19 protein-coding genes are annotated in these 21,720 nt (G+C 28.8%); 13 read left to right on the top strand and 6 right to left on the bottom strand.

What is annotated here, in order from left to right:
- Positions 1-185: 185 nt before the first annotated feature.
- The 6 genes from PQO00_RS03555 (at position 186) to PQO00_RS03530 (ending at position 4,809) form a co-directional block, all read left to right on the top strand.
- A complete protein-coding gene (locus PQO00_RS03555; protein ID WP_274183456.1) occupies positions 186-1,181 on the top strand; it encodes a hypothetical protein in 996 nt (331 codons plus the stop codon).
- 14 nt (positions 1,182-1,195) lie between these two features.
- Entirely contained in the window at positions 1,196-2,263 is a 1,068-nt protein-coding gene (locus tag PQO00_RS03550; protein WP_274183455.1) for a 3-oxoacyl-ACP synthase III family protein, read from the top strand.
- Between the two features lie 442 nt (positions 2,264-2,705).
- Positions 2,706-2,990 (top strand): hypothetical protein, encoded by a 285-nt coding sequence (locus PQO00_RS03545; protein WP_274183454.1) that lies wholly within the window; start codon positions 2,706-2,708, stop codon positions 2,988-2,990.
- 134 nt (positions 2,991-3,124) lie between these two features.
- Complete coding sequence (locus PQO00_RS03540; RefSeq protein WP_274183453.1) at positions 3,125-3,493, top strand: hypothetical protein; 369 nt, start codon at positions 3,125-3,127, stop codon at positions 3,491-3,493.
- A gap of 13 nt (positions 3,494-3,506) precedes the next feature.
- A complete protein-coding gene (locus PQO00_RS03535; RefSeq protein ID WP_274183452.1) occupies positions 3,507-3,818 on the top strand; it encodes a DUF3817 domain-containing protein in 312 nt (103 codons plus the stop codon).
- The gene (locus tag PQO00_RS03530) at positions 3,808-4,809 is read left to right on the top strand and encodes a hypothetical protein (RefSeq protein ID WP_274183451.1); all 1,002 of its coding nucleotides are present in this window, start codon (positions 3,808-3,810) and stop codon (positions 4,807-4,809) included. Before PQO00_RS03535 ends, PQO00_RS03530 begins: the two co-directional genes overlap by 11 nt.
- 187 nt (positions 4,810-4,996) lie before the next feature.
- Here PQO00_RS03530 and PQO00_RS03525 read toward each other — a convergent pair whose 3' ends face one another.
- Both PQO00_RS03525 and PQO00_RS03520 read right to left on the bottom strand, forming a co-directional pair.
- Positions 4,997-5,383: a phage integrase SAM-like domain-containing protein gene (locus tag PQO00_RS03525; protein ID WP_274183450.1), complete on the bottom strand. Its 387-nt coding sequence runs from the start codon at positions 5,381-5,383 to the stop codon at positions 4,997-4,999.
- Positions 5,295-5,570, bottom strand: coding sequence for an Arm DNA-binding domain-containing protein (locus tag PQO00_RS03520; RefSeq protein WP_274183449.1), 276 nt, complete (start codon positions 5,568-5,570; stop codon positions 5,295-5,297). Before PQO00_RS03520 ends, PQO00_RS03525 begins: the two co-directional genes overlap by 89 nt.
- Before the next feature lie 1,172 nt (positions 5,571-6,742).
- On the opposite strand from PQO00_RS03520, the gene PQO00_RS03515 reads away from it, so the two are divergent.
- The gene (locus PQO00_RS03515) at positions 6,743-10,273 is read left to right on the top strand and encodes a tetratricopeptide repeat protein (RefSeq protein ID WP_274183448.1); all 3,531 of its coding nucleotides are present in this window, start codon (positions 6,743-6,745) and stop codon (positions 10,271-10,273) included.
- A gap of 81 nt (positions 10,274-10,354) precedes the next feature.
- On the opposite strand, the gene PQO00_RS03510 is transcribed toward PQO00_RS03515, so the two are convergent.
- The gene (locus PQO00_RS03510; protein WP_274183447.1) at positions 10,355-10,651 is read right to left on the bottom strand and encodes a hypothetical protein; all 297 of its coding nucleotides are present in this window, start codon (positions 10,649-10,651) and stop codon (positions 10,355-10,357) included.
- Positions 10,652-10,737: 86 nt separating this feature from the next.
- Positions 10,738-10,896: a hypothetical protein gene (locus PQO00_RS03505; RefSeq protein ID WP_274183446.1), complete on the bottom strand. Its 159-nt coding sequence runs from the start codon at positions 10,894-10,896 to the stop codon at positions 10,738-10,740.
- 744 nt (positions 10,897-11,640) lie between these two features.
- Here PQO00_RS03505 and PQO00_RS03500 point away from each other — a divergent pair.
- Complete coding sequence (locus tag PQO00_RS03500; RefSeq protein WP_274183445.1) at positions 11,641-11,772, top strand: hypothetical protein; 132 nt, start codon at positions 11,641-11,643, stop codon at positions 11,770-11,772.
- A 343-nt stretch (positions 11,773-12,115) separates the two neighbouring features.
- Here the strand turns inward: PQO00_RS03500 and PQO00_RS03495 are convergent, their stop codons facing one another.
- Positions 12,116-12,466 carry a hypothetical protein gene (locus tag PQO00_RS03495; protein WP_274183444.1) on the bottom strand — a complete coding sequence of 117 codons (351 nt, stop codon included), beginning with the start codon at positions 12,464-12,466 and terminating at the stop codon, positions 12,116-12,118.
- Positions 12,466-13,629 (bottom strand): HEPN domain-containing protein, encoded by a 1,164-nt coding sequence (locus PQO00_RS03490; protein WP_274183443.1) that lies wholly within the window; start codon positions 13,627-13,629, stop codon positions 12,466-12,468. The genes PQO00_RS03495 and PQO00_RS03490 overlap by 1 nt, the downstream gene beginning before the upstream one ends.
- A 152-nt stretch (positions 13,630-13,781) precedes the next feature.
- Here PQO00_RS03490 and PQO00_RS03485 point away from each other — a divergent pair, with 152 nt between their 5' ends.
- The 5 genes from PQO00_RS03485 to PQO00_RS03465 all read left to right on the top strand — a co-directional run bounded on the left by PQO00_RS03485 (position 13,782) and on the right by PQO00_RS03465 (position 21,601).
- Positions 13,782-14,000: a helix-turn-helix transcriptional regulator gene (locus tag PQO00_RS03485; protein WP_274183442.1), complete on the top strand. Its 219-nt coding sequence runs from the start codon at positions 13,782-13,784 to the stop codon at positions 13,998-14,000.
- A 188-nt stretch (positions 14,001-14,188) separates the two neighbouring features.
- On the top strand, positions 14,189-15,286 hold the full coding sequence (locus PQO00_RS03480) for a Fic family protein (RefSeq protein WP_274183441.1): 1,098 nt from the start codon (positions 14,189-14,191) through the stop codon (positions 15,284-15,286).
- Positions 15,287-15,381: 95 nt separating this feature from the next.
- Complete coding sequence (locus PQO00_RS03475) at positions 15,382-19,734, top strand: hypothetical protein (RefSeq protein ID WP_274183440.1); 4,353 nt, start codon at positions 15,382-15,384, stop codon at positions 19,732-19,734.
- A complete protein-coding gene (locus PQO00_RS03470; protein WP_274183439.1) occupies positions 19,727-20,530 on the top strand; it encodes a HEPN domain-containing protein in 804 nt (267 codons plus the stop codon). The genes PQO00_RS03475 and PQO00_RS03470 overlap by 8 nt, the downstream gene beginning before the upstream one ends.
- Before the next feature lie 465 nt (positions 20,531-20,995).
- Positions 20,996-21,601 carry an SH3 domain-containing protein gene (locus PQO00_RS03465; RefSeq protein WP_274183438.1) on the top strand — a complete coding sequence of 202 codons (606 nt, stop codon included), beginning with the start codon at positions 20,996-20,998 and terminating at the stop codon, positions 21,599-21,601.
- Positions 21,602-21,720 lie beyond the last annotated feature (119 nt).

Raw genomic sequence — 21,720 nt, 5'->3', positions numbered from 1 at the left:
AAAAAAATTTATATAATTATATAAATACGTTACCATTTTTAAAATACCCAATTTTTAAAATAATAAGTTAACTGTTTATCTGCAAAGTTTTAAAATTCATGATGCAGTAACCATAAAAAAGATACTAAACGGTATTTTTTTTGTATATATTTGTTTTCTAAACTAGTGACAGCTAATTAAAGAAAATGAAGAAGCCCCAAATAATAGTAACAACCATAATATTCCTTCCGCTTCTGATAATATTATCAAACCATAGGAGAGCAAGCTCCGAACTTAAAAATAATATTACATTTCATAATAAACTTTCTGATTATAATTTATTTGAAAAAAATCTGGCTGATTTAGAACCTCATAAAAAAGCAATAATATTTAATCTAGAGTCAACTCTATTTACTGATTATGCTGAAAAACAACGAATCATATTTTTACCTACAGATGACAAACTAATAGTTAAAGGAAGTGGTCTGCCTGATTTTCCAAGTGGAACCATAATAGCTAAAACTTTTTATTACCCCACTACAATATTAAATGATACAATAAGAAAATTCATAGTAGAAACCCGCTTACTTATTAAAAAAGAATCTCAATGGAATGGGGCAACTTATAAATGGAATCAAAAGCAAGACGAAGCATATCTTCTGGAAGAAGGAGCTACTGTTCCTTTAACCTTTGAAGACAATAATAAGACTACTAGGTCTATCAACTACAAAATACCATCAAAATTAGATTGTATTTCCTGTCATAGACAAGGTAACCAAATATATCCTATAGGACCTAAAATCAGGAACCTTAACACAGCTATAAATAAAGGTGGATATGAGATAAATCAATTGGAGTATTTTAAACAAAAAATGCTTTTAGATTTAGATTCTACGGATTATACACCTTCAATAGTTGATCATAAAAATGACTCTGTTCTCATAGCTAAAAGAGCAAGAGCATACCTCGATATTAACTGTGCACATTGCCATAACCCTAATGGAATAGCTTATTTAACTATGCTCGATTTAAGAGAAGAAACCTCTATTTACAAAACAGGAATTTTATTAAAACAAGGAAAGATAGTAATGAGAATGTCTACCCTTGGCGAATTACATATGCCTAAAATTGGAACCACAATAATTCACGATGAAGGATTACAACTAATTTTAGATTATATCGAAAATCTCAACAAAAATTAAAACTTTAAATAATAATGATAAATAGTTTAATAATAGGCACCGGAAAATATATTCCCGAAATGGAAATTGATGGGAGACAATTATCTCAAAAATCCTTATATGATGAAGACGGTAAATTAATTGAGAAACCATTTAATGAAACTCTTAAAAAATTCATTGATATAACGAAAATAGAAAAAAGAAGATATGCGCCAGATAGTATGTCAAATTCTGAGATGGGGAGAATCGCTGCTGAAAAAGCCATTGAAGAGTCAAAAATTGATAGAGAAAAAATTGATTATATTATCTATGCCACTAATTATGGGGAGGTTGGTGAAAATGGTCAGGCAAATTTTATGCCCTCAGCTTCAGCGAGATTAAAAAATAAATTGAAAATTGAAAACCGTAAATGTATTACTTATGACATGGTTTTTGGATGCCCTGGATTTGTAGAAGCTGTCATTCTTGCCAATAATCTCATTCTAGCCAATAAAGCTAAAGTAATCCTTGTGGTCGGTTCAGATTTTCTAAGTAGAGTTGTAGACCCTTTTGACAGGAATAAGTTGATTTTTGCTGATGGTGCTGCTGCAATGATGCTTATCAAGAATACCTCTCCCAAAAAAGGAATTATTCATTCAAATACTATATGTGATAATGGCGAAGAAATTGATTTTATGTGGAATGGGAATTCTTATAATAAAAATCATGATCAGAATAATTTATACATTAAGATGCGTGGAAGAAAAATATATGAATATGCTTTAAAAAATGTTCCATTAGCAATTAAAAATACAATTGATGAAGCTAAATTAACCATCAGTGATATAAAAAAGATTATTATCCACCAGGCCAACGCAAAAATGGATGAAGCAATAATCACGAGGCTATTCAAGTTGTATAACCAAGAATCCTATTCTCCAAACATACTCCCCATGACAGTCCACTTTTTAGGAAATTCATCAGTAGCTACCGTTCCTACCCTATATGATTTAATTGATAAAGGAGAGTTAGGCAACCATCGTTTTTTATCTGGAGACTATATTATTATGGCCTCTCTTGGAGCTAGTATGAATATAAATTGTATTCTTTATCAAATCCCATAATTTTTTATGTATAAGGCTTAAATCATAAATAATATTAAATATTATTGTTGTCCGATAAAAACTATTGACTTTTATTTGAAGCCCATCTATAATAGTATTTGTAAAAGCATTACTGATTAGATTCCTTGCTTTTAATACCAATTAAATCTATCAAGAAATATTTAGGTTTCAGGAAGTAAAACAATAGGGGTGCCTCTGTTTGTCTGTTAGCTACAATCATGTCCTTGTTCTTGGTTCTAATAGCGAAGCGGTCTTACGGCGTTAGTCGGACACTAATGTTTAAATATTATATACCATTATCTGGACTTTAGCCATCACCGCTAAGCATTACACAATAAATAAAACATACTAAATAGTATTTTTTATTTATTTTTCTTTAATTTTGCTAAAATTTAATTCTACTTGCTATCGTTATCGTTTTGCTTAATTAATATTCTTATATATGACATTTATATCAGTATATGAAACAAACCTGAATACAAAAACTGAAATTCTGAATATTCAATGTTTTTTAAATGATATAAAAGCAATTAAACAATGGAATTTTGACCTTGAAGTTGGTGGCAATATACTTAGAGTTGAAAGTCCAGATTCAGTGGATGAAAAGATTATGGATAGCTTTCATAAAAGAATAATTTGTGTACTGAAATTTTTCAAAAGGATAATTTATTTAATGAGGAGGATATTTACTAAAGAAAGTTTTTATACATTTTTTTTACATAAATAAATACTAATTAGTATGTTTTTAAAATACATAAGCAAACAATGCACCAGACACTCTTAAACATTCATTCAATTCTTAGGTGGCTTGTTCTTCTAAGCCTGATATACGCTATTTTTTTATCTGCAAAAGGATTCTTTTTGAAAGTCAACTTCACAAAGCTACATAATACCATACGGCACTGGACGGCCACAATAGCTCATATTCAATTAATGCTAGGGATATTATTGTATACACAAAGCCCAATGACCATACAGTTTTTTAAATACTATGATTTTTCTGAAGGATGGAACGAAGCGCTGTTCTTTGGATTGTTTCACATTCTTGTCATGCTAATCTCCATTGTGCTCATTACAATTGGTTCGGCATCTGCCAAAAGAAAGAAAAACAGCCAAGAAAAATTCAAAACAATGTTGATTTTTTTCTCTCTAGCACTATTGCTCATTTTAATAGCTATTCCTTGGCCATTCTCCCCTTTAGGAAATCGCCCATTAATAAGAACTTTTTAAACTATTTCTCTATATGAATTTATTAAAAACAAGCGTTGGAAGACTTCGTCTTATCGGTTTATTGGAAGGAATTTCCTTGCTAATATTAATTTTTATAGCCGTACCATTAAAATATGGATTTGAGCAACCAAATTTGGTCAAGACAATGGGACCTGTTCACGGCGCACTATTTCTCCTGTATATATTCAATACTTTGAGTATAGGAGTAAATCAAAGCTGGAAATTTACAGAAACCACTTGGAAAGTTTTGTTCGCATGTATAATACCCTTTGGCACGTTCTTCATTGATAAAAAAATATTATCAAAAATAAAAAATGACAATTAGAAAGATAAATATTTTGAAAATCAGCTTAATTCTTGCGGTAATATTTTTACTAGCTTCTTGTGGTAAAAAACAAGAAGAATATAAACATATTAATAAAATTTCTTTTAACCAGAACCTATCAGAATATAATTTGTTTAAAAAAAATATGAGTGAACTTATTCCAAACGAAGGGGTTATTGAATATAAATTGAATGCAACTTTATTTACTGATTATGCTCTAAAACAAAGGTTAGTTAAAATTCCATTAGAAAAGAAAATTGAGATTAGTAAAGAAGAAACCTTAAATTTTCCTGAAGGCACTATTATAGCTAAGACTTTTTACTATGAAAACAAATCGGCTATCAAAAATATTATAGAGACTCGTTTATTGATAAAATCGAATAAAGTCTGGAACGTTGGAGTATATCAATGGGATAATGAGCAAAAAGACGCCACTCTGATTAAAGAAGGGGCAACCGTCAATATTACGACCACTTTAGCCGATAATATACACAAAGAAATTAATTATAAAATACCATCACTTGCAGATTGCATAATGTGCCACAAACAAGGAAATGAAATAGTTCCTATTGGGCCAAAGCTACGAAACTTGGTTACTCCCATAAATCATGATGGCGTAACACAAAACCAAATAGATTATTTTCCAGATGAGAATTTATTGGTCAGTGCTTCACTGGATTCTATCAAACCTATGGTTGATTATAATAAAAATTATAGCTTAAATGATAGAGCCAGATCCTATTTTGATATCAATTGTTCACATTGCCATAATCCAAATGGAATAGCTAATATGTACAACTTTAATTTAAGTTATACCACACCTTTTTATAAGACAGGCATTATGGATTACAGCAATCATATTACTTTCAGAATGGGTGCCAAAGGACCGGTCCATATGCCAAAAATTGGTACTACAGTCACACATAAAGAAGGATATCGGCTCATTAAGCAATATATAGATTCCTTATATAACAATTATAATAAAAAATGAAACCACCTACAATCAAATATCAATTTGATAAATAACCAGCAAATAAAATTATAATATAAAAAATTATAGATATAGGTGCAAAACCGTATTCATAAGATTCTTGTACAATTCCAAAGCTTCTAGCAATATCTCCCTATTCTCCTGCACCTCTGTATCATCATCTTTTTTAAGCCATAATCCATCTCGCTCAATAGCACGCAAACACAAGAACATCCCCCACTATTTCATAGCCTTTATTGTCAAAGTGTATATCTTCAAAACGTTTCAGTTCCTCTTTGGACAAGACCCCCTTTATATGTCTATTGAATTTCAGCTTATAACGGGCAAATGGGTTCTTGTCCAACCATTCCAGGTCCATAGCGAGGTTCATGAATTTGCGTAAACGCTCTAGATGCTTCATCACTCCATTATTGTTCAAGGGGGTGGAGTTTTGTAGAGAAGGTCCCTTGCTTAGATATTGTTCAAAATCAATAATGAAACTGTACTTAAGATGCTTTAAAAAATATCGTCCGTTTTCTTCTTTTGTACCAAAAATTTCCTGATATAATTTTCCGTTGTATAATAATTTTGGCATACACTTGGTCCAAATAGGTGTTCAACGCCTTGCCTTCAGGCGTTCTAGAGGGGGTTTTCTTCGATTTGGTATCCCAATAGGCAACCGATGCTTGTCCTTGTAAACTGATTTCCGCCCGTTTCCCATCAATGGTAACCCTGGCATAAATGGGTGCCAAATCGTCTTTTTCTTGGCCAGATTTAGCCAAAAATGAATACTGAAAGTTCTTGAAATGCCCATGGACTATCGATTTAGATAAATACTCGATTTGTTTCCGAAAGTCAAATCGAAGCGAAAGTCAGACACTAATGAGTTACCAATGTAGTGAAAAATTTCGGTCCAAAATAGGTAACCGAATAGGTGACTTTTGTTTTGATATTAAAGCCAATCAAATAAAATCAAAAAAATGTAATTATTTAAAAATCATTTGATTGACTTTTTAATAGGTTCTCTTTAAACCCATTTTGTCGGGATGACAGGATTACCTTATTTTTTATAAAACACTGTTTTATAGCATTTTAAGTGATTTTATTTAAGTAGATTCACCTAATAGTACACTAAAGTCAAAAAGAGCTATTTAAAAACAAAATTTATTTGTTTTTATTAGTGTAAAGATACAAATTTTTCACATATCCATATAAATTATATTATAAGAGAATCCTTATAATATAAAATTTTATTTAAACACCTTACGACATCATTTGTTTCCATTCTTTCTTAAAGACAATAATTTAAGAAGTTTTCATTTGGTTTTAATACATAAAAATCTAATATATGCACAACACAAAAATCTAATTAGCGTACAGTGGACACACATACTCCGTCAATTAATGGCGCTGTCGTCTACTGGACTTTAAATTACCCTTATATCCACTATCATAGACAAGTCGCTATATTTTGGTGAATGCTGTTCTAATAGCTTCTTTGTCTCCTCTTAATTCCTTTTGTGAGTCAAAGATAGAATTCGTTAGTAGGTGTATAGACAGAATAAGCAAAAAGTGTCATTGCATTATAAAATAAAATTGCTCATAATTATTTTTCACACAATAATCCAACTCTTCCTTTAGCTTAAATTCTAAGTAAAATAGAATTTAAAGTTTTATTAATTCTTTTTTACTAAAAAAAAGAAACAAAAAAAATCAAGACTGTATATAATTTTTGAAACAATTACTGTTCGCTACGCTATATTTTTGGAAACATTGTAACTCGTTAAGATTACTTCTAAGTTATTGAATATCTCAACTATTAAGAAACTGTATTGCTAGACCCCTAAAATATATATGCTCCACTCGCCTATTGTTTTACCAAAATTTTAGGAGGTTAAAGAGCCCAAGACTATTTTTTATATATTTATAAAACTTTACAATTTAGAATTAAATTATGCTATACAATGAAGACTTAACTTTAGATTGGGAAGATGATGACTCCAGTTCGAACAAAAGAGTATTTACCAATAGAGAAAAGTTTAAAAAAATTCTTAAAAAGGCTGTTGAAGATCCTCAAGATATTAATGAAAGAAGGGTTAAGTTTTTTTTTGGCGCAGGCGGTCAAGGAAAGTCAGCCTTAAAAGATGATTTTTTTATAAAAGAATTTTTAACTAATTCTGAAAATGATAACTTCCTTTTTTCTGATAAAGTTGATTTTGAATTGAATGTAAATACCAGAATACCTGAAAATGCATTATTGGCAATTGCGGAAGATTTAATTGAAAAAGGCAACATACCTCTTCCTGCTTTTTGTCTTGGATTTTTAAGATATAGAATGCTCTCTCATTCGGAAAAAAATATCACGGAAACTTATCCATATTTACTTAAAACTAAGTTTTCAAGTAATGATGTTGCAAATGAAGTTTTGAATATAATTGTGGATTCAGCATTAACACTTATTGAAGCTGGAAGCGTAATTATTCCTGGTATTGGTCACGTTACCAAGAAAGCCACTGAATTTGGCAATAGAAAAATTGTCGATTGGTTACGAATGAAAGGCACAAAAAAAGTTTTAGGCGATATAGACGAATTAAATAAACATCAATTATCAAAACGGCTACCATTATTACTCGCATATGATATAAATATGTTTTTGAAAAAGCAACAAGAGATAAAAACATTTAATAAAAGGAAAAGAATAGTTATAATTTTTGATGGATATGAAAAACTTTGGAATGATGAGCAAAATTCAATAACAGACAAAGAAGCTTGGATTAGAAGCTTGGTCGCAAAAATGCCGGGAGTTCTTTTTGTGTTTTTTGGAAGAGACAAATTAAGTTGGGGTGAAGAAAACGAATTGTTCAATGAATTTATTGAACAATTTGAAGTGAAAGGTCTGGAGGACAAATATGCCCAAGAATTCTTAGAACTTTCTGGAATCGTAGAAGAAAATATTAGAACTCAGATTATAAAATCAGCTAAAAATAAACTTGACTCTGAAAACCTATCTTTACCGTTTTATTTAGATTTACAAAAAGAGACTTACTTTAAAATAAAAAATCAAGGAAAAGAACCTGTAGAAAATGACTTTAAAAAAACTAACGAAAAGTTAATTAATCATTTTTTAGAACATCTCAATCCTCAAATTGAAAAAGCTATTAAAATATTATGTTTAGCTCCTTACATTGATGATGAAATACTAGCAGTTTATGTTAAAGCAGGTTTAATACCTCCTTTTACTATAAGCCTAAAAAGTCTTAAACGCCACTCTTTTATAAAATTTGAAAACGATAAGGCTGCAATACATGGACTCATGAAAGAGTGTGTAACTACTCAATATAAGGAAGATTATTTTGCTGAATATCTCTCAGTTAATGAGACTCTTTTCGCTTACTTTAATTCAAAATTAGATTTAGAAAATAAGATAGATGAAATTAATTTAGGAGAACATATAGTAAGAGCATCACTCCATAAAGAAATATATGACAAAAAAAATTATTTCATATGGGCTAACGAATGTGCTATTGCACTTAAAGAAAAAAATTGTAACGAATCTTTAATATATGTATTACAACGTGCTGATTATTTTTTCGTAAACCAAAATTTAGAACAAGAATCAGAAAATAAAGTTATAATTCTAAAGAAATATTTCACTTACGAAGTCATAGAGAGACAATTCTTATTAAGTGATAATTATCATAATTTATTAGATTATATCAATGCAAAAAAATACATTTCTCTTGCCTACAATATTGTTGAGAAAATCATTGAAATTTCGATTAAATCGGATGAAGAATTATCATCTTTAAATAAGAATATTTTGCAATTGGAGCTTGAAATACTAGAAAAATATTCTGAAATTCTAGTTTCACTTGATGAATACGAACAAGCACAAAACATTTTTTTTAAGATTTATAGTATTAAAAATAAATATTCTTTCTTAGTTTCTAATGAATTGATTTATGCGAATTTTTTATATGCTATTGGAATGTTCGAAATGAGTGAACCAATTTTGTTTAACAACTTTATTTTGTGGAGAGAAAAACTTAGTAGAGAAGATTCAATCGAGAATAAGCAATTTCTGGGTTACAGTTTGAATAGATTGGCTAATTGTATTAGGAGCCAAGGCCGATTTGATGAAGCTTTAAAATATGCCAAATTATCCGCAGAAAACATTTTAGAAGTTCATGGTGAAAATGATAAAAATTATGTTATTGCTCTCTCAAGAATTGCACAAAGCCTTGTCCTTTTAAAAGGAGATCATAATGAAATAAAAAAAATATTTGACCTAGTATTTGATATTTTAAAAAATAATTTTAACGATGATAATGTACTTTTTGGACATTATTATAATGATTTGGCTAATTTTTATATCTCTAATAACCAACTAAAAATTGGTTTTGAATATTTTGAATTAGGACAAACAATTTTATCAAAAAAATTAGGAAAGCATAGTAGATCGATTTTAACGACAAATTTTGAAATGGCATTTATTATCAATGATAATCATAAGAAAAAACAATTATCTGAACCAGAATATGTCAATTTTTTATCCGATTTTGAAAATTTAATTTTAACAGAATTGAATATTTGTAAAATTAGATTCGGTATTTTCAATCCGATTCTTCATAAAGGGATGGCAATTGTTGCTCAAAGTGAATATGAAAAAGGGAATTGGGAAAAATCATTAGAACTAGAAAATAAAAAGAATGAATTTGTAAGAATATTGGAACAAAAAACCTCAATTAGAGCTTATTGTTTTGAGCAAAACAAAGTATTCAAAAATAAATCCTTTTTAGTAGACAAATTAAGAAATTTAATGAGTTTACCGCAAAATGATGGTTTGATTAATATTACTAAAATAATTTTACCTTTTTATAACAACTTTTCTCTTTACAAAATTTTATATAAAAACACTAATCAATTGGTAATTAGATACGCTTTTTCTGATATTAAAGATGCTTTTTTACTTGACTATAAGAATACATCTATATATAAAGTAAGCAAGTTAGATGGTAACTTTAATAAGGCTAATATTTTTGATTATGCCTGTTTTTTCTTTGATTTAGTTAGAGGATTTCATGGATTTTATCATATAATAAAAGAACCTGAAAATATTCCTTGGAGAGTTGATATAGAAATTTCAGAGCATTATAAAAAAATAATTACTTCAAATGTATTATCACATGCTATTGTAGAAATTGAGAATGATAATTTTATTTTAAAAGATGTATTTGTGCTTTTCCAAAATTCTATTTTCTTGACGGATATTATTGTAGATAAGATAGGGATTTGTAAAATACAAAATGAGAAATTATGTTTTTTTACTCGAATGGGTCAAATGTTTTTGGAAAGGGAAAAAGATGAGAATGGAAACACAACATATTTAGATATTAAAAAAAATATATTGGATTTGGATAGTATAAATGAAAAGTTGTTTAGTAAAATTGATGCATGTAGAGATCCTTTTTATGATAACAATTAAGGTTTTTTCTAAATTTCCTTGAAATAATAGTAACTTAATAATACATAAACTGAACTGCACCTTCCAAAGAATTCAACCATCCTATGTATTATTGATTTCGTTTGTTTGTTTTTCCCCAAATTCAAATGTGTATTTAATTCCAGTATCAATTGCTGAAGAAGTCAGTTGACATACTTTAACACCCGCATCATTTATTAAATTTGGAGAATTTGGATAAAAATCGCTTATAGCTCCTGCATTCATAATTTTGGCCGCTGCACATACGGCTTTTGAAACTGAAGGCTCTGGAATAAAACACATTGCATTGACTGATGCAATAACTACAAAAATTACTATTTTACATCCATCTTCAACATCTCCAGATTGTAGTTCTAACAAAAGCCTCTCTTTTATCTTATTTGAATCTTGGCAATTAGCATAAAATAAATAAAAACATTATTATACATTTTTTCATAATATCAATTTTATAAGGTAATTCTAGGAAGAATTTTCTTTACTTCTTTAACTACATTAATTGGTGTTCGTTCAATTTCATTACCAATATTTTTCAAAATTTTTACAGCGTCATTATTTGAACCTGGTCCAATTGTTAAGTCATTTACAGCATTATTCCAATTTTTCACTAAATCATTATTAAATCTTCATTATACATGAATTATATCTAAACAGCTCGAAAAAGGAAATTGTAATTCTCCTTTATCGGTTGGTTGTAATTTACAATTACTGAGGGTTTTCCCGAGTAAAAGATAACAAATCATTTAAGGATCAAATATCTTAAAAGAAAGCTCTATGTAAATGACATTGCGAATCTAAGGGAATAGCAAGAGGGTAACACGCAAAGCGGTGTTACTGTTTCATATTTCATTTAAAATCAATTATTTAACAATTTTAAATAGTTGATTTTATTTCAGATTTGCGGCATAAGCTCTTGAAAACCCATTAAAATGGCATTTATTTGCGGCAAACCCATAGGATTTCATATGATTTAGTGAATATTGAACCGTTGTAGTGTTTGCCAAATACGCATTATTTGACTTTTACAGTAAATGGTCCCGTAATTCCTATAAACAGGCAATAATTTACAGTAAAAAGTATGTGGCTTATTTATATTGATCGATATTGTCGGTTATTGGTGTTTCAAAGGTTTTAAAAAGGTATCGACTCACTGTTTTTAGTAAAAAACTCTCGTAGCCCAGTAAAATCAATGAATTTTTTAGTAAAAAGAGGAACAAGCCTCTTATTTTCCCAAAACATTGCATAGTATTAGCTCGATAGATGTTGGGGCTTTTAATCCGTAAAAAGAATTAAAAAATGCCAACATCTACCGTACTCACTTTTAATATTCATTAGAATTTTTAAATTTGTGAATGGATCTTACCAATAGACAAACCAACATTATAAATATTATTACCACTCAAGAAAAGGCAAGCTTATCTACAATTAGAACATTATTGCCAGAACCTATTAGTATTGCAACTCTTAATAGAGAAATAGACTAACTTATTTATCATAAGGTGCTTTATCAAATTGGTCGGGGAAGAACCAAGACCTATGCCTTAACCCCAAGTTACAATTAATAATTTTGTTTTAAATTGAAAATTTTATAAAAACTACCGCACTCGCTTTGGGCGAGCTTGCTTCATTTTTAAAGCATTGGATTCCCCTCGCTCAAAGTCGAACCCATACAAAAATTCGTTTTTAAAAAGCCAGCCTAAAAATCCATCGCTTTAAAAACGGATTACCCTCTGCACGGCGTGAAACACCTTTCCCCTTGCCGACCATGGACATTGCTTTGTTCGGTGTTGTGGGCATTCATCTAATAAAATTACCTTGGCTTTCCTTTTAATTATCCTTTTTTTTGTCCTTTGAAAGGATTTCAGTGACCTTATCCATGCAGAACATTTGGTCATGTGGCAAGAGGTCGATGACTATTTCGAGTACCTTGGTCACACTGGATATCGGTGTCTTATTGCTATGCTTGGGATAAATGAAAGTGCCATTGCCATCCAATGCGAAATAACACACCTCCAAAAGTGCCGAAATGCTACTTGTAATATCCTCATTATCGAACACTTCAAATCCGATAGTCTTTCTTGTCCTGTTTCCATAAGCCTCCGAGTTTACTCCAGGGAAGTTTTCAATGTGCTTCTTAATGGCCTTTAATTTGTTTCTATGTTTCTTTTTTTCTTTCATCAGCTGTTAGTTTCTGGTTCTAAAGTTAAATCTCTGATAACATCCAACAGTTCCATTTCATTATGGGGTATCATGTCCAAAACATAGCCTAAAACCTCTCTAATGTTATGTTCTGGATCAGGTATGGAACGTGTTGAACAGTAATCGGCTTCCATGGCAATGATGCATACCTTTAACAGATTCGAAATCATAAAAGAGGTTTCTAAATAGCCTTCCGTTACTATTCCAATGGTATAATGTCCCTTTTTAAAGGGATAGGGTGTTAAAAAAGAGAAATCCTTTTTGGATAGGGATTTTATGAAACTCAATAATTCTGTGTTATTTGGTACTGAACTTTGTTCTTTGGGAACTTTGATTTCTTTAATATTGACTACTTCAACAATACAGGCATCCAATTTGATTTTAAACAATGACGTAGCCAAGGATTCCATTTTATTGGCTTTCTCCAATATTCTATAGATTTGTTCCAAGTTGATATGGTAATTGTTTTCATAGCGTGTCGTTATATAAGCATCATCTAATAATTTTAAAAGGTGTTGCTCCTCCTCTATTTCTGTATTGAAAAGGTTGCCCGGTTCTGGATCAAATGTTTTTATATAGGTTTGAAGTTCCTTAATACTATGACATTTACGCTCTTTGCCCATTGTAAAAAGAGAGACAAAGCGAAACCATAGTTCTATATATTGATGCAGCATATAAGCGGCATGGGATAGATTATTTTTTTCAATAAAAAAGGTCGCACCGTCCAAAAAGGCTGCTATTTTATCTCGTTCCCTTTCGAAAAGGGATTGAATATTATTAAGTGTTTTTTCAGTAACGTAATACTCATGAAAGCTGTCTAATTCTAAATTAGTATTATGAAATATTATTTTATCCCAAGTACACCCATATACAAAAAATAGGTTTTCTTCTTTTAACTGTTGATAGGCATATTCAAAGGAGAATATTCGGTACAAAAAGTCCGTTTCATCCTGAAATATTTTTGCAACCATGGAGGATAATTCATTGGTTAAGGAAGAACAGTTTCCTTTCAGTATCACAATTAATAGAGGCTTAAAGAAACCTTCCTTTTTAGTTCTTGTTTTATATACATATTTAATTTCTAAAAGAGATTTTAGTTTATCTATAATCTGTTCTTGTTTAGTGTAAATTTCCTCGTCCATATCTTTTGCTTTTGAATGTTAGATTTCTTAAGTATTCTTTAGAATATCTAAACAAATCTATACATAATCTATCAAAATTCAAAATTAAACTTTAGAAATTCTACATTTTTATATATTCAAAGTATATTTATCTATATAAATTCGAAATATTCATGACATCTTTAGGATTATATCTTACAAAAAAATCTGTGAATAGAGCAATGGTTTCTAGGCGTACTGGAATAAGTCAGGCTAGACTTTCTCAATTGAGTTCTAATGAATCAACTAAGTTGCGTGCTGATGAACTTTATTTAATTGCTTTGGCTATTGATGTAGATCCAGGTGAATTATTAAAAGAAGTATATAAAGACTTAAAATTATTAAAAGAATAAACTTCTTGAAATAGAAATAAATTTCTTATTTAGTATTGCACAAACCTAGTGAACAAAGCTTTCTAATTTTTTTTTAATCCAACGAAGGCAAATTTTACCTACATAAATGAAACGAGAGTAAAAAATTACTATATTTACACTTGAACATAAAACAAGGGCGAAAAGCACCCTTGTTCAAGAGTGCAAGTATGAATAGCAAATCAATATATAATCCAGAAATACCATATAACAGTTTACCACTATTGCCACCTAAAATGGAAATAGAAAATATGGTCATTCTAAAAAAAACTATCAGTGCTAGTAGAGCTTTGTCAGAGCTAAAAGGAGCTATAACCAATTTACCTAATCCGACGTTATTTATTGACACCATCAACTTACAAGAAGCACAGGCCAGTTCTGCTATTGAAAACATCATTACCACCCAAGACGAATTATTCAAAGCTTCCATAGCCGAAAAGAAAAATGATAATCCAGCCACTAAAGAAGTTATACATTATAAAGATGCATTATGGTATGGGGTGGAACAAATTGAAAAACGTCCCATTTTAAACACGAATCTATTCATTGCTTTAGCACAGATTATTAAAGAAAATCAATCTAGTATTAGAAATGCACCAGGCACACAATTAAAAAACCCTGCAAATAATACAGTGGTTTATACACCGCCCGAAGGAGAGAACGTCATAAGAGAAAAACTAAAAAATTTAGAAGACTTTATCCATGCAGAAGACACTATTGACCCATTAGTAAAAATGGCAGTCATTCATTATCAGTTCGAAGCCATACATCCATTTTTTGACGGGAACGGACGTACTGGGAGAATCATTTTATTGTTATATCTCAAAATGACTGGTTTATTGGAATTGCCAGCATTATTTTTAAGTAATTATATTATCCAACATAAAGCCGAGTATTACACCAATTTAAGAAAAGTAACTGAAGAAGAAAATTGGCAAGATTGGATTATTTTTATGCTGGATATGGTAGAACAAACAGCATTAAAAGGAAGGGAGCAGATTGCTAAAATAGAAGAACTAATGAATCATATGGCAACAGAAATACAAAATAAATTGCCTAAAATATATTCCAAAGATTTAATGGAAGAATTATTTAGATTGCCTTACACCAAAAGAAACCAATTAGAAAAGGTAGGTTTAGGAAATCTAAAAACAGTGGGGAATTATCTTAAGGAATTAGAAAATCACGGGTTCTTAAAAAGTGAGCAAGTTGGCAAAGAGAAGTTATATCTGAATTTCAGACTATTAGAACTTTTAAGAGCAAAATAAAACAACAAAAATAGACTTCATAAACAATATTTAATACTGGAGAAAGGCTTTGAAAACCTACTAAAAAAGAGTTAATTAACCTAGAATAATAACAAATGTGGGATTCATTTAATACTTATAGAGGTAGTTACCAAAATTCATTTGAGACTTTATGTAACCAATTATTCGAGAGATATTTATCCAGAAACTATGCGGCTACATTAGATGAGTTTAAAGTAATAAATGGTGCTGGTGGAGATGGCGGAATCGAAGCTTATGGCAAACTATCAAATGGAAATTTCATTGCGATCCAGTCAAAATGGTTTAAACAAGCATTAGATAATAACGAAATCAATCAAATAAGAAAATCCATAACAGGAGCATTAGATATTAGACCAAATATCATCGAATATATCATTTGTATTCCTCATAATGTTAGTTCTATTAAAATTGGTAGAGGTAAAAAACCAACTCAAAACAGTGAAGATGTAAGGATTAGAAATTTTGAAAAAGAAATAAAAGCATCTTTACCCAACGTTAAAATTACTTGGTGGTTTGAGCAAACTATTTTAAACGAATTACAATTTCCAGAAAATGAGGGGGTAAATAAATATTGGTTTGAAAAAGAAGTAATTCATTCCAATTTTTTAAAAGATAAATTTGACTTGCAAAAAACTAATTACTGGCTAAAAGAAAGATATGTTGGCGATTTGCATACCAAAGGAGATATTCAAAATTTAATAGACAAACAACTTAATAGTTTACCGTTTAGAAAAAAAACAGTCACCAAAATACTTGACCTTAAAAATAAGATTAATTATACTTTAAGAATTTCTAACAGGTTTATCAATGTAACTTTAAATTCAGAAGAACTCAAGAAAAATCTTGAAATAATTAATTGTTTTCTTGAGGACTTAATAAAAAGTTCAACAGAATTACAAACAAAATTAATAAATGGAGTTGAAATAAATTTAAACATAAATGACGAGGAGGAACTAACAATTTTAAACACTATTTATGAAGCTGTTGAAATACTTGAAACTATAAATCCTACAGATCTTCAGAAACCTATTTATCAAAATTTAAAAATTTGTTTAAGAGAACTTAATACAGAGATTGTTAATAAATATTTAGAGATTGAAAACGATTTAACTCTAGTATCAACTAGTTTAATTTTAGGTAAGCCTGGAACAGGAAAAACACTTGGCTTGGCTTATGCTGTTGAAGAATGCGTAAAAAAATCAGCACCAGCTATATTAATTCAAGCAAAAGGAGCTAATTCTATAGATTGGACACAATTATTATCCAAAGAATTGGAATTGATTAATTGGAATAAAAACGAGATTTTCAATGCACTCGAAACAATTGCTGTTAGAAAAGATTGTCAATTAGTTTTTGATAATATTAAAGCAGCTGAAAATACAAAAGTTTTGATTTGTATTGATGGTCTTGATGAAGACTTTTCAAACGAAACAAATTGGTACGACAGAATTAATGAAACAATTGAAATAACTAATAAATTCAAAAGGATTCGTTTTGTTTTTAGCGCAAGAGAATATTTTTATAATAATCAAAAGTTACCAGCTTATAAAAAACAATACGGGGAATTAAGATTAAAAAGAGAAGGTGATGTAAAAGTAGAAGATGTTTCAAATGATTATTTCAAGAAATATAATATTAACATTGCAAATCATCAATTAGTAAAAGGATTAGATAGTTTATTTGCTTTAAAATTATTTTGCGAAAACTATAGAGGTTCAACAATTAAAGGTAATGATGTGGTTCAAACTGCCATTTCTAAACTTATTAATTTAAAAGTTGAAAGAATAAATGATGAATATTTAGAATCACTAGAAACTAAAAAATCTAAATCAATAAAACCTGTTCTAGATTTCTTAAACATAATATCTGATTTATTTTATTATAATTCAGAAGTAAGTCATACCCACATTTTTGATTTAGAAATCGAAAAGAAATTAAAGTATTTAGATAATAATGAAATAGAACTTTTAATTGAATTTTTATCAAATAACGGAATTCTTATAAAATATGAAAGAGAAAAAAAAACTAATTCAATATTAAAATCAAAAGAAAGTTTCTATAATTTTAGTTACCAATCAATACTTGAAACTATTGTATCAAATAAAATTAGTCATTCAATAATAAATGAGGAAATTGATTGTTTACCAGATTCTATTTTTAAGCCATTACCATTGTCAAATGAGTTAGATGATATAAATAATTCCTATATAGATTTTATACCAAATCGTAAAATCATCGAAGACATTATTACTGATGTATTTATAAAGAATCAAAAACTTATTGGTTTTGATAATTTTTTGACAAAAGGATTTTCTGAAAGTGAAATTTTTGAACTTCAATTAATCACATTGTCTTTAGCTCCAAATAAATTAAGTAATAAATTTAAAGATTGGATAACACAAATATTTAATGAAGATTACCTTAAAAGGTTTAAAATTTTACAAGATTTAATTATACCACTTTCTTATGATAATGAGAGTGCTTTTAATGCCATGTTTCTTCACAATATTCTTAAAAATATTCCAAGTGTTTTTGAACGAGATAAGTTTTGGTCGGGTCTTGATGGAACTGAAAAGAATTTAGTTTTAACAAAATTGAAAGTAAAAGAATATGAGCTGAATGATTGGTCTATAAAAAGCATTCTTAATGATAATTTTGATTTAGATGAAACAGATATGTTTAATGGACTTCCATTGGTATATACATGGGGACTTACAACTATTGACCAAAAATTAAGAGAAAATATAAGGATTAAACTAACTAAATGGGCTTTGATTTTACCTATTGAATTCAAGAAACTTTTAGATTTAATGGTGCCAATTAAAGATCCTCAAATTAATGAAGATTTAGCATCGATTACTTTGGGTGTTGCAACTAAATGCAAAGACAAGAATGCTGTTCTTGAAATTGCTTTGTGGTGTTTAAATAATGTTTTTAATGATACTAATAAATTTAGAAATGTCATTGTTAGATACGGCTTTAGATCAATAGTTGAAAGAGCATTTCAATTTAGCCTTATATCAGAAAATGAGGTTGAGAAAGCAAGACCAACCATAAAAGACGATTTTATAATTTTAGAAGTTGATGAAAAATTCATTAAAAATCCTAGAGAAGAGTTTTATCCTATTGCTCACGATTTATCTTGGTATGTCATAAAAGAAGCTTATGATGATTTTTTATCAATAGCTACTGGATTCAATTCACATTCATATGAAAAAAGTAATCCTTTTATTAGTGATTTTTATTCCAAATACAGTTCGGTTTTAAAAGGTAGTGAATCTTCAAGAACTTGGGGTATGTCAACAGCAATTGCGTATATTAAATCTTTGGGTTTTGATAGAGTAAAAGGAAGTTCATATACTGATGCAAGTCACGGAAGTAAAAGCAAAGAATTCACATATGAAGAAAAGTATGTTTGGTTGGCTGTTCATTATTTAAAAGGTTATTTATCAGACTATTTACCTTATAAATTTGATAAAGAGAGCAGGAAATTTGATTGGATTGATGATTATTCTAAAATTGTACATATTAATAATCCTATAGAAGATTTACAAAGTAGTCTTGAAAGCCAAGTGGATGAATACTTTAATCCTCCATTATGGGTAATAAAAGAAGAATTAGCTCCTGAAATTGACAATTCAAAAGATATTCAAGATGAAATAAATAAGATGGTTAGCAAAGACCCAAAAATAGATTTTAATAATTGGCTCATCTATAATAATCTTGATTTTGATTCGGAGATTGTAAATGAATATTTGTCCATCTATCAAAGTACAGCACTTACAAATTCATCAAAGACTATTAATTCTTTTATCGATTGTTATGGTTATTTAATTACTGAAGAAGATTTTAAATATTTTTCAAAACAATTGAATAAAAATTTAAAATCAATTTATATAAGTCATTTTGCAAGTCCAGATACAGATACTTATACTAATACATCTAATTTATTTTGGATGAATTGGATTGGCGAAAACAATAATGTGACTGAATTCGCTGAAAGCAAATTTGCTTTTAATTGTTTGACAAGAACAATGAGAAATAGTGTTGATGGTGAAGAAGAAATAATAATCCCATCAAAAAAAATTAGACAAATACTTAAAATTACGGAATTAGATAATAACACCTATTTTGACATTGACAATAATCAAATTGGATTTAAACATCAGATTAATACTGAAAGATATAGTTATGGTGATTCTCAAGAAATAATTTTACTTAAAAAAGATGTTTTGTTTAAAGAGCTTAAAAATAAAAAGATGAAGTTGTTTTGGTTAGCGACACATTTTATAAAAAAAAATCCTTTAAATGATAATATTAGAGAAGTTATTCATAATCAAAAGACTAGAAAATATATCCTTTGGTTTGATGATCAAAATGAATTGCAAAATCTAAAGTATTTCGAGGAAAAATTTTCAAATGAATAAAGACTACATCAACTCATGGATTACAATTGCAATTGAAGATTTAGAAACTTCAAAGATTCTATATGAAAATAAAATGTATTCTAATTCTTTTTATCATTTTCAGCAAGCTTCTGAAAAAGGATTAAAAGCTTATGCCTTTATAGTTAAAACATTTGTTTCTGAAAAAGACGCCAATAACACTGGGCACTATACTTTAAATTTGTTTATAAATTCCATAAAGGAAAGACAAAAAGAAATGGATTTTTTGAAGAATTATGAATTTGAAAAATTATTTGGAAGTGGAAATATGGTTAATTACTCAAATAACTTAGAAAGTGGTTTAACCTTATTACCAAAAAGAAAAGAAATATTTGAATATTCAAATGAAATATTAGATGAGGTATTAAAAACTCTTAATGATTTGAGTTCATACACTTTCGAACTTCCAAATGAATTTAAAGACTGTTTAATTGACAAGATGAATTTATTTTTTGATTTAGTTAATAAAATAAATCCTGAAAAGGCAATAGAAGCTAGAAATGAATTTAATGATTTAATGCTAAATGAAAATCAACTAAATGAGGTAATAGAGTATGCAAAAGAGCATTTTAATTATGCTTTAATAGAATATTATAATGTCTTAATTCTTTTTTTTTCAAATTTACTTTCACATAATCATAACAACAAATCAAGATACCCTGAGATAGATTTCAATCCATTAAAGTACTATAATTTAAGTTTGCCTATAATTCAAAAACTACCCGAATTAACAGATTACTTGAATTCAGCCCTATTACAATTAAAAAAATGGAATTAGTTAAATTAACCTGATTCTGATAAAATTGAAATGAATTATAATCTTGCTATTCCCAACATTAGTTCCATTTCAGCAATTTTCACAGAGATTCGTGTGTAAGTTTTCTATAATTCAGTAATTTATTTTTGGGAATACTCCTGATTTTTGTGTTCTGTGTAATAATTCTAAATTCACAATTATTTCTATCTTACAAGAGCAATTGCTTACTATTATTTAGTATATTTAACTTCTCCCTAATAGTAATTAAGCATTTTATTTCAGAACGCTTACGGTTTTCCGTATTCAATATTTTGTAAAGCAATACATTTGATATTTAAATTGTTTTTTATTCTTATTCGAAATGAAGAAAAATGGATAAAAAAAGAGAAAAACAACCGAAAATTCCGCATAGCCCACCAAAAATTATTGAATAAAAAGATAAAAGTTCCATATATAAACAAGTTGGCAACAAGCTGAAAAAATCAGATGAAAAAAATTTTAGAACTAAATCTATTAAGAATTTTCACATTAATTATTTTAATTTTTGGAACAAATAATTCATTTGGACAAAAGAATAATGCTATTGCATCTTGTTGTGAAGGTGAAGGGGGAAGATGTACTGGTTCATCTAATTGCTCAGCTTGTACAAATTGTAGCAGATGTAAATATTGCAATAGTGGTGGTTCTTGTGGTGTTTGTTCAGGTGGAAGTAGAAGAACATATACTCCAACTTATACTCCCAAAAGAAATACTTATTATTCTCCAAGTTCACCTTCAACTAGTACTTCTAACTATAATCAGAATAATAAAATAAAAACCTATTTATCAAATAATAATCTGAATTCAACTGAAATTTATGATTTACCTAATGACATTAATTCTGAATATTATTTAAAAACATTAATGGTAAATACATTGACCCTGAATTTAAGAAAAGGACCTAGTACGAGTTTTGACATTTTGGAAAGACTAAGTAAATACCAAGAATTAGTTTTGCTAGCTATGATAGGAGATTGGGTGAAAGTAAGAGTAAAATCAACAAATACAACAGGATTTGTTCATTACAAATATATAGTTGTATTAACAAAATAAAGCCAATTGCTAACACCGTTTAAAAATATTTTCTTGGTTCTCGCCCACTCGGAAAAATCCGTGTGGATTTTCATTTTGATGTGTACTTGCAAAATTAATTACTACCCACGCAACTATTC

Origin of the sequence: Flavivirga sp. 57AJ16 (assembly GCF_028736925.1) — a bacterium.
Lineage (GTDB): Bacteria > Bacteroidota > Bacteroidia > Flavobacteriales > Flavobacteriaceae > Flavivirga.
This window is presented reverse-complemented; position numbering and strand designations above follow the sequence as displayed.

Coding starts and splice junctions, on each gene's coding strand:
- PQO00_RS03475 (WP_274183440.1), top strand. CDS start 15,382: ATGTGGGATTCATTTAATACTTATAGAGGTAGTTACCAAAATTCATTT.
- PQO00_RS03535 (WP_274183452.1), top strand. CDS start 3,507: ATGAATTTATTAAAAACAAGCGTTGGAAGACTTCGTCTTATCGGTTTA.
- PQO00_RS03490 (WP_274183443.1), bottom strand. CDS start 13,629: ATGGACGAGGAAATTTACACTAAACAAGAACAGATTATAGATAAACTA.
- PQO00_RS03485 (WP_274183442.1), top strand. CDS start 13,782: ATGACATCTTTAGGATTATATCTTACAAAAAAATCTGTGAATAGAGCA.
- PQO00_RS03480 (WP_274183441.1), top strand. CDS start 14,189: ATGAATAGCAAATCAATATATAATCCAGAAATACCATATAACAGTTTA.
- PQO00_RS03525 (WP_274183450.1), bottom strand. CDS start 5,383: ATGCCAAAATTATTATACAACGGAAAATTATATCAGGAAATTTTTGGT.
- PQO00_RS03500 (WP_274183445.1), top strand. CDS start 11,641: ATGGATCTTACCAATAGACAAACCAACATTATAAATATTATTACCACT.
- PQO00_RS03545 (WP_274183454.1), top strand. CDS start 2,706: ATGACATTTATATCAGTATATGAAACAAACCTGAATACAAAAACTGAA.
- PQO00_RS03530 (WP_274183451.1), top strand. CDS start 3,808: ATGACAATTAGAAAGATAAATATTTTGAAAATCAGCTTAATTCTTGCG.
- PQO00_RS03550 (WP_274183455.1), top strand. CDS start 1,196: ATGATAAATAGTTTAATAATAGGCACCGGAAAATATATTCCCGAAATG.
- PQO00_RS03470 (WP_274183439.1), top strand. CDS start 19,727: ATGAATAAAGACTACATCAACTCATGGATTACAATTGCAATTGAAGAT.
- PQO00_RS03495 (WP_274183444.1), bottom strand. CDS start 12,466: ATGAAAGAAAAAAAGAAACATAGAAACAAATTAAAGGCCATTAAGAAG.
- PQO00_RS03555 (WP_274183456.1), top strand. CDS start 186: ATGAAGAAGCCCCAAATAATAGTAACAACCATAATATTCCTTCCGCTT.
- PQO00_RS03465 (WP_274183438.1), top strand. CDS start 20,996: ATGAAAAAAATTTTAGAACTAAATCTATTAAGAATTTTCACATTAATT.
- PQO00_RS03515 (WP_274183448.1), top strand. CDS start 6,743: ATGCTATACAATGAAGACTTAACTTTAGATTGGGAAGATGATGACTCC.